11 protein-coding genes are annotated in these 16,141 nt (G+C 34.7%); 8 read left to right on the forward strand and 3 right to left on the reverse strand.

Translation table 11 applies throughout. The features are described from left to right. The first annotated feature begins 51 nt into the window (after positions 1-51). Both ABWU67_RS04010 and ABWU67_RS04015 read left to right on the forward strand, forming a co-directional pair. Positions 52-3,543 (forward strand): class I tRNA ligase family protein, encoded by a 3,492-nt coding sequence (locus ABWU67_RS04010; RefSeq protein ID WP_353281720.1) that lies wholly within the window; start codon positions 52-54, stop codon positions 3,541-3,543. 55 nt (positions 3,544-3,598) lie between these two features. Next, on the forward strand, positions 3,599-6,334 hold the full coding sequence (locus ABWU67_RS04015) for a hypothetical protein (protein ID WP_353281722.1): 2,736 nt from the start codon (positions 3,599-3,601) through the stop codon (positions 6,332-6,334). On the opposite strand, the gene pheT is transcribed toward ABWU67_RS04015, so the two are convergent. Both pheT and ABWU67_RS04025 read right to left on the reverse strand, forming a co-directional pair. Beyond that, on the reverse strand, positions 6,331-8,670 hold the full coding sequence (gene pheT, locus ABWU67_RS04020; protein WP_353281724.1) for a phenylalanine--tRNA ligase subunit beta: 2,340 nt from the start codon (positions 8,668-8,670) through the stop codon (positions 6,331-6,333). The two genes, ABWU67_RS04015 and pheT, sit on opposite strands and share 4 nt — an antisense overlap. A gap of 112 nt (positions 8,671-8,782) precedes the next feature. After that, positions 8,783-9,058, reverse strand: coding sequence for a hypothetical protein (locus tag ABWU67_RS04025; protein WP_007548632.1), 276 nt, complete (start codon positions 9,056-9,058; stop codon positions 8,783-8,785). 217 nt (positions 9,059-9,275) lie between these two features. Here ABWU67_RS04025 and ABWU67_RS04030 point away from each other — a divergent pair, with 217 nt between their 5' ends. From ABWU67_RS04030 to ABWU67_RS04055, 6 genes are read left to right on the forward strand one after another with little or no spacing between them, the layout of a single operon-like run. Further along, on the forward strand, positions 9,276-10,001 hold the full coding sequence (locus ABWU67_RS04030; protein WP_155968396.1) for a F0F1 ATP synthase subunit A: 726 nt from the start codon (positions 9,276-9,278) through the stop codon (positions 9,999-10,001). A 59-nt stretch (positions 10,002-10,060) separates the two neighbouring features. Continuing rightward, positions 10,061-10,288, forward strand: coding sequence for a F0F1 ATP synthase subunit C (locus tag ABWU67_RS04035; RefSeq protein ID WP_006014985.1), 228 nt, complete (start codon positions 10,061-10,063; stop codon positions 10,286-10,288). A gap of 3 nt (positions 10,289-10,291) precedes the next feature. Then, a complete protein-coding gene (locus ABWU67_RS04040; RefSeq protein ID WP_010962584.1) occupies positions 10,292-10,771 on the forward strand; it encodes an ATP synthase F0 subunit B in 480 nt (159 codons plus the stop codon). A gap of 8 nt (positions 10,772-10,779) precedes the next feature. After that, on the forward strand, positions 10,780-11,256 hold the full coding sequence (locus ABWU67_RS04045; RefSeq protein ID WP_065094793.1) for a hypothetical protein: 477 nt from the start codon (positions 10,780-10,782) through the stop codon (positions 11,254-11,256). 14 nt (positions 11,257-11,270) lie between these two features. Continuing rightward, positions 11,271-12,869, forward strand: a complete 1,599-nt coding sequence (locus ABWU67_RS04050; protein ID WP_353282232.1) for a glycosyltransferase family 2 protein — start codon at positions 11,271-11,273, stop codon at positions 12,867-12,869. Further along, on the forward strand, positions 12,827-14,101 hold the full coding sequence (locus ABWU67_RS04055; RefSeq protein WP_244663076.1) for a COX15/CtaA family protein: 1,275 nt from the start codon (positions 12,827-12,829) through the stop codon (positions 14,099-14,101). Before ABWU67_RS04050 ends, ABWU67_RS04055 begins: the two co-directional genes overlap by 43 nt. Here ABWU67_RS04055 and ABWU67_RS04060 read toward each other — a convergent pair. Continuing rightward, entirely contained in the window at positions 14,050-16,125 is a 2,076-nt protein-coding gene (locus tag ABWU67_RS04060; RefSeq protein WP_353281726.1) for an acetyl-CoA carboxylase biotin carboxylase subunit, read from the reverse strand. The genes ABWU67_RS04055 and ABWU67_RS04060 overlap by 52 nt on opposite strands. Between the last annotated feature and the right edge of the window lie 16 nt (positions 16,126-16,141).

A 16,141-nucleotide genomic window follows, 5' to 3' on the forward strand; every position in this document is an offset into this window, starting at 1 on the left:
AATTTGTAATTTTTCAGAAAGCCCTATATTCTTTAGTTTTACATAGCGAACATGAAGTCAAAGCATTATCCTGATACAGTAAGTAGTCCTGATTTTTTATCGTTAGAAAAGGAAATCATAAAATTTTGGCAGGAAAACAAAGTTTTTGAGCGGTCAGTTGAAGAACGTTCCAAGGATAATTGTTTTGTCTTTTACGATGGGCCTCCGTTTGCAAATGGACTTCCGCATTATGGACATTTACTCACTGGTTTCATCAAAGACGCATTTGCAAGATATCAAACTATGCTTCAAAAAAGGGTTGAACGTAGATTTGGCTGGGATTGCCATGGATTGCCGGCTGAGATGGGTGCAGAAAAAGAACTTGGAATATCTGGTAGAACTGAGATAGAGAAGTTTGGTATAGATAAATTTAACGATCATTGCCGTACTTCTGTGATGAAATTTTCATCAGAGTGGGAGAAGTATGTAAATAGGCAAGCAAGGTGGGTAGACTTTCACAATGACTATAAGACTATGGATAAATCATTCATGGAGTCGGTCATGTGGGCATTCAAGCAGCTTTATGATAAGGGTCTGGTGTATGAATCAGTGCGCGTTGTACCATATAGCTGGGCATGCGAAACTCCATTATCTAATTTCGAAACAAGGCTTGATAACGCGTATAGAGAAAAAGTTAGCAAAGCTGTAACTGTTGCATTTGAGCTTTTAGAAAACCCACAGCAATTTAAAAGTGTTAAACGAAAGTGTAAATTACTTGCTTGGACTACAACTCCTTGGACGTTGCCGAGCAACTTGGCTTTAGCAATAGGAAAAGATATTAAGTATTGTGCAGTGTCAGTCCACCCTTTGATGTCATTCCAGCGCGTGACGCTGGAATCTATTTCTGGATCCCAGTGTCTGGGCACTGGGATGACAGGGAGTAGTGAAGGAAGTTCAATGAATGGTGAAATATACATTTTTGCTGAAAGCTACTTAGAGAAATTTATCAGCCACTCTGAACAAAACAATATTCCATATGAAAACTGCAATATAAAACTTAAAGCGAATGATCTTGCAGGTCTTTCTTACAAACCACTGTTTGACTATTTTAAAGACACAAAAAATGCATTTCGCGTTTTTATTGCTGATTATGTGACGGAAGAAGACGGTACTGGCGTTGTGCATACTGCTCCTGGATTTGGTGAGGAAGATTTTTACCTTTGCCAAAGCCATGATATTCCAGTTATTTGTCCAATTGATAACAGTGGAAAATTTACTGCTGAAGTTTCAGATTTGGCAGGGGTTCATGTTTTTGATGCCAATGATACAGTAATAAAAAAATTGAAAGGGCAGGGAAGTTGGTTTAAGACTGAGCAATATATTCACAATTATCCACACTGCTGGAGAACTGACACTCCTTTGATCTATCGCACTATGCCTTCTTGGTATGTTGCCGTTACAAAATTCAAAAGCAGAATGGTAGAGCTAAATAAGAGAGTTAATTGGATACCAAACCACATTAGAGATGGTCAATTTGGAAAATGGCTTGAAGGGGCACACGATTGGTCAATTTCACGCAATCGATTTTGGGGTACTCCAATTCCCGTATGGAAATCAGATGATGCAAGATATCCAAGAGTAGATGTATACGGTTCAATAAAAGAACTAGAGCGAGATTTTAATGTTAAAATAGATGACTTGCACAGACCATTTATCGATACTTTAACAAGACCAAATCCTGATGATCCAACAGGAAAATCGATTATGCGTCGTGTGCCTGACGTATTTGACTGTTGGTTTGAATCTGGCTCGATGCCATTTGCGCAAGTCCACTATCCATTTGAAAATAAGGAACGGTTTGAGAATAACTTTCCTGCGGATTTTATTACCGAGTACATAGCACAAACCAGAGGTTGGTTCTATACACTTTTTGTATTGTCTACTGCTTTGTTTGACAGTGAACCATTTAAGAACTGCATATGCCACGGTGTTGTTTTGGATGTAAAAGGGCAAAAATTGTCCAAACGTTTGAATAACTATGCAGATCCAATGGAGGTTTTTGATAGATACGGTTCTGATGCACTGCGTTTTCTTATGCTTTCTGGATCTATTGTTTGTGGTGGTAATTTGCTACTCGATAAAGAAGGAAACTCAATACGAGATGTTTTGAAAAACGTAATAAAACCTATTTGGAACAGTTATCACTTTTTTACCATGTATGCAAATGCAGATGGAATTAAAGCTGAAGTTTGTAAGGATTATCAAAGTACTATTGATCGCTACATGATTTCCAAATGTTTTGAAGCTGTAGATGGCATACAAGCTTCTATGAACAACTATAATTCCCAAGAGGCTTGCAAAATTTTGATGAACTTTTTTGAAGTGCTAAATAATTGGTATATTCGTCGCAGTCGCGAGCGTTTTTGGAAAAGTGATTTGGATCAGGATAAAACTGATGCTTATAATGTTCTATATACGGTTTTTTATTACATACTAAGAGCTGCAGCCCCTTTGTTGCCACTTATAACAGAGAATATGTGGCAAGGGCTTAAGTATGAAGAAACATCTGTTCATTTGGCTGATTTCCCACAATTAGAGAAGTTTGATAGTCAGCTCATTGCCAAAATGGATCTAGTGAGAGAGATATGTAACTCTGCACTCTCTATTAGAAACACTTTTAATATACGCATCAGACAGCCACTTAGTAGTATGACGATTTATCATAAGTCTTCCTGCGGTTTTCTTGACGATACACAACCCTCTGTCATTCCAGAGCTCTCTCCCGTCATCCCAGAGCTCTCTCCCGTCATCCGAGTAGCTGACACTGGGATCCAGAAAGAAAAGAAATGGTCAAGTGCTGGAATGACACCAAGCATGAATGAATATCAAGAGATGATAAAAGATGAGGTGAATATAAAAAAACTAGAGTTGGTAAACAAACTTGAAGATATTGCGTCACTAGAATTAAAGCTAAACTTTCCTATGCTTGGGAAAAGAATTCCAGACAAAATTAAGAAACTAGTTCAATATGTCAAAGAGGGGAAATGGTGGCAAGTTAAAAAAACTCACTCCGACGTCATCCCAGTGCTTGACACTGGGATCCAGATGCAGATTCCAGCGTCACGCGCTGGAATGACAGAAGGTTCCGCAAAAGGTTCAATATTTTTAGGAGATGAAACAGAGAACTATGTTATAGAAAAAGGCGAATATGAACTATTATTAAAAGCAAACAGTGAATTTTCCTCCGTGTTTGATAACAACAAAGGGATTGTGATTCTGAACACCACTTTAAATGATGAATTGATTCTAGAAGGGCTTGCAAGAGATGTTGTGAGGCTCATTCAGGAAACCAGGAAACAAGCTGATTTTCATATGTCCGATAGAATCAGAGTAATAATCAAAACAGAAGATGAGAAAATTAAGGAAGCAATAAATACGTGGATTGAATATATAAAAGAGCAGACCCTTGCCTTATCTTTGGACATTAATACAGAAATTGGAACTAACTTTTATTCTAAGGAGTACCAAAATTTGATAGTTGGTATTAAGTTAGATTGTCAGTAGTTGAAAGTTGTCATTGTTTATGCTATACTTAGGTTACTTGAGGTAAGGTTATAATATGAATAAGGCTGTTGCAGATGATTATGAAAAAGTTGTTAACAATAGTGATGGTTTAGGTAAAGTAGAATCTATTTCCAATGTTGCTTTGGAAGAGGAAGAAGAGTTTTTTGATGCTATGGAAGCTGTTTCTAATGTAGAAGAAGGGAATAATTTAGGTCTTGCTACTTCAGAAGAGGAAGAAGAATTTTTTGATGCTGTGGAAGAACAAGAGCCGTTAGCTAATTTTAACGTTCCACTCAGTATATTTCATTATAAAGATTATAACTCTGATTTTTTTACTTCCTGGTATAATATATCAAGCGAAATATTTAAGGAAATAAATAGAACTTGCCCAGAAAAGAAAATATTAAATTTAGCTCTGTCAGTTTTAATGCTTCCTTATATTGCTTTTACTGCACTGGGATTAGTCGTATGCAGTAGATTTCAAGCAAACAGCAAGACACAAGACAGTGTAGGGGAAGATAAGACAAAAAAGAGTGAAACTGGCGTGCCAAAAAGATTGGCATATGGCGCTCTTGCTGCAATAGCAATCTTTGTTAATGTAACTGTGCTTGTAGCCTTAATTGTTCCTGCAACAGTTGTTTTGGCTACTTTCTATCTTTTAAATAGAGAGCTATCTCATTCTTTAGTTACTGTGCTTAAAATAAGTATGGGACTGTACTCTAATAAGCACCAAAATATCGAGGTATCTTTTCATGAAAAGGAAGTTTCTAGTACAAGCATTGCATGTGATATGGAAATAAAATTTCCACCACAATTTAAACAATTACTTAGAGATTTATGTGAAGATGAAAATAATAAGTGGTTTAGTGTGACACAGGATGCAGAGCGTAATATCGTACTGAAATTGTCAACTAGCATCGATTTAAAAAATGGTCTTAAGCCCTTACGTAATGAAATCAAGGATGTCCTTGCAACTTCTATTCAAGAATTTGCGAAGACTCTGGAAGAACTGATAAAGCTAGAAAAGAAAGAGATTACATATGATAAATTGAAGGAATTATTGAACGAATTCAAGTCGAAAGTGGTAGATAGTATAGGTCCTAATTTGACAAGTCACTTAATACAAAGTGCTTATCAAGTTGCCTTTATACAAGCAATTAAGTTTCAGCGAGATAGACGGGGAGAAGATTTTTCGCTGGAAGATGAGATAAGAAATACTTTGGTAAGACAAGAATTGGAGAATCAAGGTAAGGAATTGCCAAGTGAAAAAGAAATGATAATAAAAGATCTAAAAGAACTGCTATTAGGTGATGATATAATGGAGTTGCTTGATAACGCAGATGATATAAGTGATGATGTGCTTCTTGTGCTTAAAGCAAGGTGGAAACAGTTCATAGAAGAAGATGACATAGCTGAAAGGAAAGTAATTGATATATGTAAAGATATATATCCTAAAGAAACAGAAGAAGCTCTAAATAATGCTAAAGAAAGAATTAAAGATTTAAAAAAAGAAGGAGAAGAAAGATATGTTAGGATACATGGAGAATTGAAAAATATATATGATGAAGGAAAAAACAACTTAATAAACAATGATTTAAAGAGGAAATTAGAAGATCTTTTTAAGTTCGAGTATGATAATCAAGAGGTTGAGCAAAGGCTAGTAAAATCAGTGATAAAGAGAGCTGAAAGTAAGTTAAGTCAATCAGATATACCAGATAAGGAGAAGCAAAGCTTAGGGAAGCAGCTTAAAGATTTAGAAAAGGAAGCTTCAGCTAAAATAAATGACTTTGTAGAAAAGATGTATTTAGAAGTAACAAAGTGTAAAATGCTAAATTTATTTAGAGGTCAAGCAAAGTCTATGAAAGGTTTATGCGACCTATTAAAAGAAGATGCGCCAAGTCTAATAGAAAGGATTGGTGCGCATCGAGCAGAAATTGCAAAATGCTTGGAACAACCTACACTATTGAGAGAAATAATAGAAAGAAATGAGGATTTGAATAAGTACTTAGAAGATGAGCAAAATAGAAAAGGAGCAGATACAGAATTAATACAAAAGCACTTAAAAAATAACCAAGAAATTCTGAAAGCATTAAAACAGTTAGAATTAGAAGAAAAAGGATTGTTAATAAATGAAGAAACAACAAATGATTACAGAGAAGAACTAGAATCTCGCGAAAAAATAAAGTTTGCAATAATAGAGGATGATTTACTGAAGGAGTTCGAGCGTGAAACTTTTAACGAAGAAGCAGTTAAGAAGTTGTTAGAGGAAGCGGAACTGGAGTACTGTTTAGCAGAAAGATGCATCAAATATCCTGTAATTAAAACAAAAGATAATATCAAACATTTTAGTCAAAATTTATTGTCTCCTTTGATAGACAGACTGGTGAAAAATATAATAAATAATGTGCCAAAAAGCGATAAGAGTTCATGGTTGCAACCTATAAGAGCTATTCAGACAGGCTTGGGATATATTAAAACAGGTCTTGCCGTTGCAATATACGGGGATAGGAGCACAGAAGGAAAAGCATTGAGTGTGGCACATGATACTCATAAGGAAGTAGAGACATTTCTTCAATGTTTTCAGTCAAATTATGAAGGTGTTGGAGCCTTTTTAGGTAATTTATTTTCTGATGATGGAGAAACATTTAAAAATGATATATGGCCTAAAGTAGAAGAGCATTTGCGTGGAATGTGGGATAGATTTTTTAAGGATATTGAATTCAATATTGGAAATAGATTGGATGAAGTAAGAGTAACACAGCAACGGCAGGAAACTGTGATTACAGCTTAAGGATGAGCTCTCAAAGTTCCTTTTGTACTTTCACACACTAAGTTAACTATCATATTTGATTCCTTTTGGATTTCCTTTTCAGTTAAAGTGTGAGTTGGAGAGCAGAAAGTAACTGATAATGCTATAGACATCTTGTTCGGCTCTATGTTACTTCCATGGTATACATCGAATATCAAAACTTCTGTGATGAGCTCTGAGCTTTTTTTTACCACATTGATTATGTTACCTACTTTCACATCCTTATTTACAATAAATGCAAAATCACGTTTTACACTTTGGTATTTATAATCGATAAATTTCTTTCTACTTACAGGTAAATTTTCAATATTTTCTAATATCACCTCAAAACCTACAACTTTTTGCTTGATGTCAAAAAGATCTAATATATTAGGATGCAACTCTCCAAAATAACCTGCTACTTTATTCTTAAAAGAGAGAGTGCCTGACTTTCCTGGGTGGTAATGTTCTTTTTCTGCTCTCTCTATCGTTAAATTATCGCAATTGACGTTAAAACACTCCAAAGCTGCTATGCAATCAGCCTTTGCGTCAAAAACATCTACTTTCCTATCAGTATTATAATGGTTTCGCGGTAAATTATTCCCTGTTCTTATTCCACTTAAAACATGTTTAGACTGAGCTTCACCATCGTAAATCGGCCCAATTTCGAAGATTGCAAGATTAGGTACTCCATGGGCAATATTATCAGCAGTGACTTGCAATAAATTTGGCATAATACTTGGTCTCATCATATTAAAGTTATTGTTAAACGGATTATCGATGATAAATAACTTATTCGAGTAACCAAATTTTTCAGCTGTTGATTCACTCATAAACGACCAGGTTAGCACTTCATGAAACCCTCTATTTGTCATCAAAATGCGCAAATTGTCGTATGTACTATCTACTTCTTCAACATTATTTGGTAGTGGTTCTTCTTTTATTTTGTCATAGCCGTATATTCTTGTTACTTCTTCAATTAGGTCAACCGGTATTGTCACGTCCGGTCTCCAGCTTGGTACTTGTACATTCCAATTGCCTTCGGTTTTTTTATCAATACTAAACCCTAGTTTCGTTAAGATATCAAGCACCTCATCAGGCGATACAGACACACTTCCAAACTTGTTCACATCCTGATAATCAAAGCTCACCTTGGTGTCAGCACTATCTAAACTGCCAGCAGACACTACGCTTGAGGTTTCTCCACCACATAAGCCCAGAATCATTTTAGCTGCAAGGTTGAGTCCATCAAAAGTAAATCCAGGATCAACTGAACGTGCAAATCTGTAACTAGCGTCTGTGGAGATGCTCAGCTCCCTTGAGGATTTAGCAATAGAGATTGGATCGAACAAAGCTAATTCCAAAAAAATATTGGTAGTTTCAAGAGTACATTCACTGCACTTACCACCTATAATTCCAGCAACTCCATGAATATTTTTATCATCAGAAATAACGCTCATGTCTTTGTTTAATAAGTATTCTTTACCGTTTAAACCAGCAAATTTTTCTCCGTCGTTTGCTTTGCGTACTACAAGCTCTCCTTCTATTTTTTTTGCATCATACGCGTGCATTGGGCGGCTGAAAGATATCATAATATAGTTCGTGATATCAACTATTGCAGAAATGGAGCGCATTCCTATTGATTCCAGCCTATCTTTTAACCATTTTGGGCTTTCTTGATTTTTTACATTGGCGATGTATATTCCACTAATAAAACTTTCCCCGTCAGTAACTTCAACATCGATTGGTGAATTTATGGAGCTGGTAAGTTGTGGAATGCTTAAAGTCTTTAATGTTCCAATTCCAGTTGCAGCAAGGTCGCGAGCTATTCCATAAATGCCTAAGCAATCTCCACGGTTTGGAGTAACATTTATATCAATTACAGGGTCACAATTGAAAAATTTATCCCCTACTTTATAATCATCGGAAAGCTCGATTATTCCTTCACTTTCCTCTTGAACCAACGCAAGTTCAGAAGCAGAGCAGAGCATCCCTTCACTTAGCACTCCTCGTATTTTTGTAGGCTTGATTGTGAAATCACTTTCTGGCAATGTGCTACCAAGAGATGCAAGCACAGTTTTCATACCTTCTCTAACATTGTTTGCTCCGCAAACTATTTGTAGAATTTTACTTCCGTCATCTACTTTACATAATTTTAATTTATCAGCATTTGGATGCTGTATCACCTCTAATACTTCTGCAACAATAAAACCAGCTAATTTGGTATTGTCGATCACATCTTCTACTTCTAACCCTATGTGAGTTAATTTATCGGTAATTTCTTCTAAACTAGCATTGGTTTCTAAATACTCCAGTAACCAAGATAACGTGAATTTCATCGATCTAACAAGAAACAAAAAAGTTATTGTAATATAAAATGTAGTGCTTTTAAAGCTTGTTGTAGTGGAATACTTCTACATCATTGTTTATGATGTAGAAGCTTTTGTAACTTTATATCTTCTTGCGAAGAGAAAGAATTTTTTCTATATCACCTTTTAAATCTATCTCCAGAAAGAATTTAAGACTTTCATAATCCCAGGCATCCTCATCAATGTTACCATCAAAAAAGAAGTGTATTATTGCATTGTTGAGTCCTATGTAATAATCGCGAGTATCTTCGTCAAGGAAACAATCTACTGATTCGATGTATCCGTTACCAAATTCCTGCTCCAAATTTAAAGGATGATTAGTGTTAATAAAATCTATTTCGTTCATTATATACCTCACTAAAAATTAAATTATAATCAAAATAAGATATTAAGTCAAGATATTGAATAATTTAACAAGATTAGTAAATTTTAAAATACAGAGCTGACTGTAATTAACATTCTAATTACATATTTTGTTAATATGTTAATGTTATAATAATACAGAGCTTTATCTTAATTCTTGACTTTGTCCTATAAAATTCATACTTTATTTACTGTTTATAATTCAGATTAAAATGGCATTAAATCCGCTGGAACAGTTTAAAGTATATACGGTAATAGAGTTACCTAGGTTATTTGGGTATGACGTAAGCTTTACCAATTCATCTCTTTTCACGATGATTTCGGTGATATTGGTGATACTCTTTTTGCTTTTTGGAATAAAGAAGGGGGCAGTAATACCAGGATATTTGCAAGCTGCAGTTGAGTATGTATATGATTTTGTTATTTCAATAATAGAAAATAACACTGGAAGCAAAGGCTTGCAGCACATTCCATTGATATTTACAGTGTTTATTTTCATTTTATCGTGTAATTTAGTTGGTGTTCTTCCTTATAGTTTCACGGTCACAAGTCATGTGATAGTCACCTTCGCTTTATCGATGGTGGTTTTTATTTATATAACGATTGTTGGATTTAAAGAAAGGGGAGTAGAATTTTTACGCATATTGCTACCAAAAGGAACTCCTTCGTGGCTTGCACCTATAATAATTATTATTAAGTTGTTTGCTTATTTAGTAAGGCCGGTTAGCCTATCAATAAGGCTTGCAGCAAATATGATTGCTGGTCATACAATCATCAAAGTGATAGCAGGGTTTATTGTAAATATGAACATATTTTTCACTCCTGCGCCGTTTTTGTTCATAATTGCATTGATAGGATTTGAAGTATTTGTTGCAATTTTACAAGCTTATATATTTACTATATTAACATGTGTATATTTGTCAGATGCAGTAAAGTAATTGACTTCCTTGTAGAATATTTTACAATTATATTATAAAGAAATAATTAAAGGTAATATATGGATTTAGTAGCTTTAAAATTTATAGCAATTGGTTTAGCTGTGTTTGGAATGCTCGGCGCTGGTTTAGGTATAGCTAATATCTTCTCTGCTATGTTAAATGGGATTGCGAGAAACCCTGAATCAGAAGGTAAAATGAAAAGTTATGTTTATATTGGTGCTGCCATGGTTGAAATCATGGGATTGCTTGCGTTTGTACTTGCAATGTTATTAATATTTGCTGCTTAACAGATGCCACAGCTTGATGTTTCAACCTTCTTTTCTCAAGTTTTTTGGTTTTTAATTTTTTTCTCTTCACTTTTTTTCGTAGTAAGTTGTTTATTTTTGCCAAAGTTAGATGAAATAATAAGCACTAGAAGTAAAGAAGTATTGGGTTCTTTTAATAGTTCTGTTCATCTTTTAAGACTTACGGAAGATCAGATTACCAAGTATAACGCAGCTTTAACCCAAGCTAGAATACAGGCAAAAAAAATCATAGATGATGCACTTGCTCAGGTAGAAGAAATGAGAGCTAATGTTAAGAATATATTAGAAGAGGAAGATAAAAAAAAGAGCAAGCTTATTGAAAAAAAAGTGGCAGAATTTAAATCTGAATATACTGATCAGTTAAAACAAATGGCTACTAGTATTGCTTTAATTTATTATACTAAATTGACTAATTCTGAAATTGAAGAGGAATTTATTGCTGACTTGGTGTCCAAAGAATTTTAGGGGTTTTTATGTCTACATCACTGATTATCGGTCTTGCCTTCTTGGTAAGTTTTGTCCTTTCGTATAAATTGCTAAAGAAAGTGATAAAAAATGCGCTTAACAATAAGCGTAACAAAAGCAAATTTTCAAGTGAAGAAACTGAAAAATTCAGGAAAGATATGTTGGAGTATTACAAAAAATCTTCTAAAAAATACAAAGAATTAGATGCAGAAGTTAATAAAATGATGAATGAAGCACTTGATAAAGCTAATAGTATCATTAAGCACAATAGACAGCAGCTAGATCAGACATTAGATGACAATGCCCATTCTAACTTGAAGAAAGTCACTGACCAAGTTGAAAAAGCTCTTGGAGATTTACAGGCTAACACAGCGAATATAGCTGCTGATGCTGTAAAAAAAATAATGCATGAACGTAAAGATGATAAGCGTAGTAGCGAGGTCATATCTTCATTTTCACGTGACTTAAATAAAAAATTGCATTAGGTTCAATGCAACAATTGCCTATACTTCAAGCTGATAATGTAGAAAAAATTAAGTTTGATTCTAGTTTGTGCAAAGAGCCAGAGAAACTTTTTTACTATAAATTTAATATAATTCCTTGGCAAAAATTAAATAATACTACTTTTTTTATGGTTGAAGACACAAGCCGAGATATCAACCGTTGGGTCGAAGCTCATTACGGTATTGACTATGTATTAATAAAAGTGGATAGCGAACAGATTTTAAATCTTCTTAACTCGCACTTTGGTATTTCAGAATTTGCAAGCAACTACTTATATTACAAGAATCCTAATTTTTCAGCCAAAAGCATTAAACTAAGCTCAATATTTTTTGCTTCTTTCTTTATTGTAACTTCAATTTTAACACTAACAGAGAAATATACATATTTTGCTTTGATGTTGATATTTATAATCGGATGTTCTAGCTATTTATTCAAGTTTATAGCTACAATTTTTAACTTATGTAAAACCTCCAACCAAAAAGTGGATTATAGTAAGCTGAGTGAAGAAGATTTTCCTATATATACTATTTTATTGCCTGCTTTTAAAGAAAGTGCAGTGATAGAGCAATTGGTTGAAAGCATTGAAAGTTTGGATTATCCAAAATCAAAATTAGATGTGAAGCTTCAGGTAGAAAGTGATGACCAAGAAACGCTAGCAGCTATAGAAAAGTACACTTTACCGCAGTATTTTGAAGTAATAAAAGTGCCTCATTCTTTGCCTAGAACAAAAGCCAAGTCATGCAATTATGCTATGAGCTTTGCTAGAGGAAAGTATGCAGTAATATATGATGCGGACGATAAACCAGACCCATTGCAGTTAAAAAAAGCACTGATTGAATTTAATAAGGACGACGATAAGCTTGCCTGTGTACAGGCGAAATTAAATTACTACAATTGTGATTATAATTTTCTCACAAAATTCTTTTCTCTGGAGTATATGAACTGGTTTCAATACTTATTGCCTGGATTCCAAAAAATGAACATGCCGATGCCTTTGGGTGGTAGCAGTAATCATTTTTCAGTAAAAATTCTAAAAAAAGTGTTTTTCTGGGATGCTTATAGTGTTACCGAAGATGCTGACCTTGGTTTGAGACTTGCACAAATGGGATATAAAACCAGGATGATTGACTCAGAAACATTGGAAGAGTCACCAATTGCTGTATTTGCTTGGATTAAGCAAAGAGCGCGCTGGATCAAAGGCTATATGCAAACTTATATTGTTTATTTAAAAAATATAAAGTCACTTTATAAACACACTGGATTTAAGGGAATTTTGCTATTGAATCTTTTTGTTGGCTCTGCAGCTTTTATATTTTTTACTACTCCATTTTTACTGCTTTCATTGATATTAACTAAAGTTTTAAATGAATTATTTTTGTACTACTTTGTAGTGGTATACGTTACTAACCTGATTCTTTTGGTAATAGCTGTCAAACAGCAAAAGATGCCTTTTTATTTTTATATAGTATCGATATTTTTTCCGGTCTATAGTCTGCTACATAGTGTTGCAGCTTTTCTTGCCTTATGGGAATTTATTCTTTACCCTGAGCGATGGAACAAAACTCAGCATGGTTTATGGAAGCAAAACCTGTAGCTATTTGGCTTTTTCTCTGCTCGGTCATGGTAATTCTCATGGTAGGGATTGGTGGATTTACCAGACTTTCAAAAGCAGGATTGTCAATCACGGAGTGGAAACCAATTACTGGAACATTACCACCACTGAGTGAACAAGACTGGCTACAAGAAAAATTAAAATACGAAGCTACACCTGAATATAAAGCACTTAACTATGGTATTAGTATGGAGGAGTTTCGCGCTATATACTTAATAGAATATGTACACAGATTGGTTGCAAGACTAACAGGTTTAGTTTTTGTCCTGCCATTTATATATTTCATATTAAGAAGAAAAATATCTAAAAAGGTAGTAATAAAGCTATGTGTGGCATTATTATTTGGAGCTTTACAAGCTTTTGCTGGTTGGTATATGGTTAAAAGTGGTTTAGTAACTGAACCTCATGTTAGCCACTATAGGCTTGCACTTCACTTATTATTAGCATTAATTATCTTTGCATTATTGTCATATCAATTTTTTGATTACCAAATATGGATCCCAGTGTTACGTACACAACTATACGAACATTGCAGTATAAGAGTAATTTTCACCAAGAAAGATGTCATCCCAGTGCCCAGACACTGGGATCCAGAAAACTTAACTTTAAATAAGTGGCTGCATAGTAAAAGCTGGATTCCAGTGTCAGCTACTTTCATGACACCATTTGCTGTGCAATTTATTTTCAAAAGTAAGCGTTCGTACAGTTGTGTGTCAGCTACTCGGATGACAGGATTTCAATCTACTAACAGTAGTATATATTACACAATACTTATTCTGATTCTAATTGTAATACAAATAATTTTCGGCGCATTTGTTGCGGGATTAAATGCTGGTTTGATTTACAATACCTTTCCACTAATGGACGGACAAATCGTTCCAGAAGATTTATTTTTCTTACAGCCTATATGGCTGAATATCTTTGAGAACAGAGCGACAGTGCAATTTATACATCGAGCACTGGCATTGCTAATACTAACTTTGGTAGTAATACTCACAGTAAAAAATGCTAGCATAAAACCGGTATATATTATGCTGCTCTCCGTCGTCATTCAGATCATTTTAGGTGTAATTACTCTATTATTGCACATACCAATAGCCATTGCCATAGCTCATCAAGTGTTTTCATTTATCTTGTTTGGGTCAAGTTTGTACTTCTTATGTTATTTAAGAAAGCAGACTACATCACCAATCTGCACATTTTTTCCTTCTTGAACGGGAATATTTTTTATCACCATTGCTGCTTCAGCACATATGATATTTTCCATTTTCATTGCCTCCACCACAAATAAAGGTTGTCCTATTTCCACCTGATCTCCTACATTTACGTGCAATTTAACTAATAAACCAGATATTGGGGATTTTACAGCATCTGCTGAAATCCCTTCTGTTTCATTATTTAGCATTAACCTACTTAATTCAGCTACATGAGGCTTAAATATACAACACTCAGCTTTCATGCCTGCATGCCTTATGAAGTACTTGCTGCCTTGTCTTTCTATTTTAAGTGCTATATTGGTATCGTCATTAATTGTGATATATAGCAATCTATAACTTGATTTCCACTTGCCTATAACGGAGTATTTATTGTGATTATATACCGTTATTAATATATTATCTTGGTATTTTGCATTTACGGAGTACTCATTGTCATTTATATTCACTATGAATAAATCTCTTGCACGGTCACCTGCCATCCGAGTAGCTGATACTGGTGCCCCTTCTTTTTTACTAGATTCCAGTGTCACGCACTGGAATGACACCTGAGATGTTTCATTCACTGCTTTATGATGGTACCTTTCTTCATTTTCCAAATGAACATATAACGCAGTGAAAATAAATATTTTAATATACTCCTCTGTAACAAAATCGCCGTGAAACCCACTAGGGTAATGATCTGGAATGAATCTCGTATGGAGCTTTGCTGCGATAAAATTTGGGTGATGGAAGATGGATTCTAGAAATTCTATATTATTTGTTACTCCTTCTATATAGCATTCAGACAATGCTTTTTGCATTCTGCTGATCGCTTTTACTCTATCTTTTCCATATGTTATCACTTTGGCAATCATCGAATCATAGAACATGCTAATTTCTGAACCTGCAGCAACTCCATCATCTATTCTTACATAATCATTTTCACCCGGTTTATCGTAATATTTTATTCTTCCGCTGGAAGGGAAAAATTTCTTCGATGGGTCTTCAGCGCAAATTCTACTTTCTATTGCAGAACCAGTAAGTTTAATATCATCCTGATTGAATCTCAATTTCTCTCCACAGGAAGTTCTAATCATTTCTTCTACTATGTCTATTCCAGTTATAAATTCTGTTACTGGATGCTCAACTTGCAATCTCGTATTTACCTCAAGAAAATAGAAGTTTTGGTCTTTATCTACAACAAACTCAACAGTGCCTGCTGAAAAGTAACCAACCTGCTTTGCTAGAGAAACACATTGGACATACATTTTTTGTCTTACTTCTTCACTAATGAATGGACTTGGCGTTTCTTCTATTATTTTCTGGTTATTCCTTTGTATCGAGCATTCTCTTTCTCCAAGACACACTATATTGCCATATTTATCTGCTATGATTTGTATTTCAATATGTCTTGGTAGTTCTATATATTTCTCTATAAAGATACTGCCATCCTTAAAACTTTTCTCTGCTTCATTTGTTGCTGATGTGAACGCTAGTTCAATTTCTTTTTTGGAATTTACAATTCGCATTCCTTTGCCACCACCGCCTGATGCAGCTTTAAGCATAACCGGAAAGCCAATTTCTTCAGCAACTTGAGCTGCGTGGGCAGCGTCGCTAATCTTACCCATATATCCTGGCACTACATTCACTCCAGCTTTTTTTGCCGCTTCTTTTGCTGTTATTTTGTTGGCTGTAACTTCTATTGTTTCTGCACTGGGGCCGATGAAGTCTATATTATGTTTTTGAAGAGCACGTGGAAAATCTGGATTTTCTGCTAAAAAACCATAGCCAGGATGAACCGCCTCAGCACCTGTTTCAACTGCTACTTCACATATTTTTTCAATGTTTAAGTAACTGAGGCAAGATGGCGAAGGGCCGATATATCTTGACTCATCTGCTTGTCTTACATGCACAGAATTTACATCTGCATCCGAATATATGCATACACAAGATATACCCATCCTACGAGCAGTTCTGATAATCCTGCAGGCAATCTCTCCTCTGTTTGCTATTAAAATCTTACTGTACTTCTTTTCCGTCATCGTATGAGTATACTTT

This window comes from Wolbachia endosymbiont (group A) of Aleiodes leptofemur (genome assembly GCF_964028465.1).
Taxonomy (GTDB): Bacteria; Pseudomonadota; Alphaproteobacteria; order Rickettsiales; family Anaplasmataceae; genus Wolbachia; species Wolbachia pipientis.

Coding starts and splice junctions, on each gene's coding strand:
- ABWU67_RS04040 (WP_010962584.1), top strand. CDS start 10,292: ATGCCACAGCTTGATGTTTCAACCTTCTTTTCTCAAGTTTTTTGGTTT.
- ABWU67_RS04045 (WP_065094793.1), top strand. CDS start 10,780: ATGTCTACATCACTGATTATCGGTCTTGCCTTCTTGGTAAGTTTTGTC.
- ABWU67_RS04060 (WP_353281726.1), bottom strand. CDS start 16,125: ATGACGGAAAAGAAGTACAGTAAGATTTTAATAGCAAACAGAGGAGAG.
- ABWU67_RS04030 (WP_155968396.1), top strand. CDS start 9,276: ATGGCATTAAATCCGCTGGAACAGTTTAAAGTATATACGGTAATAGAG.
- ABWU67_RS04010 (WP_353281720.1), top strand. CDS start 52: ATGAAGTCAAAGCATTATCCTGATACAGTAAGTAGTCCTGATTTTTTA.
- pheT (WP_353281724.1), bottom strand. CDS start 8,670: ATGAAATTCACGTTATCTTGGTTACTGGAGTATTTAGAAACCAATGCT.
- ABWU67_RS04035 (WP_006014985.1), top strand. CDS start 10,061: ATGGATTTAGTAGCTTTAAAATTTATAGCAATTGGTTTAGCTGTGTTT.
- ABWU67_RS04055 (WP_244663076.1), top strand. CDS start 12,827: ATGGAACAAAACTCAGCATGGTTTATGGAAGCAAAACCTGTAGCTATT.
- ABWU67_RS04015 (WP_353281722.1), top strand. CDS start 3,599: ATGAATAAGGCTGTTGCAGATGATTATGAAAAAGTTGTTAACAATAGT.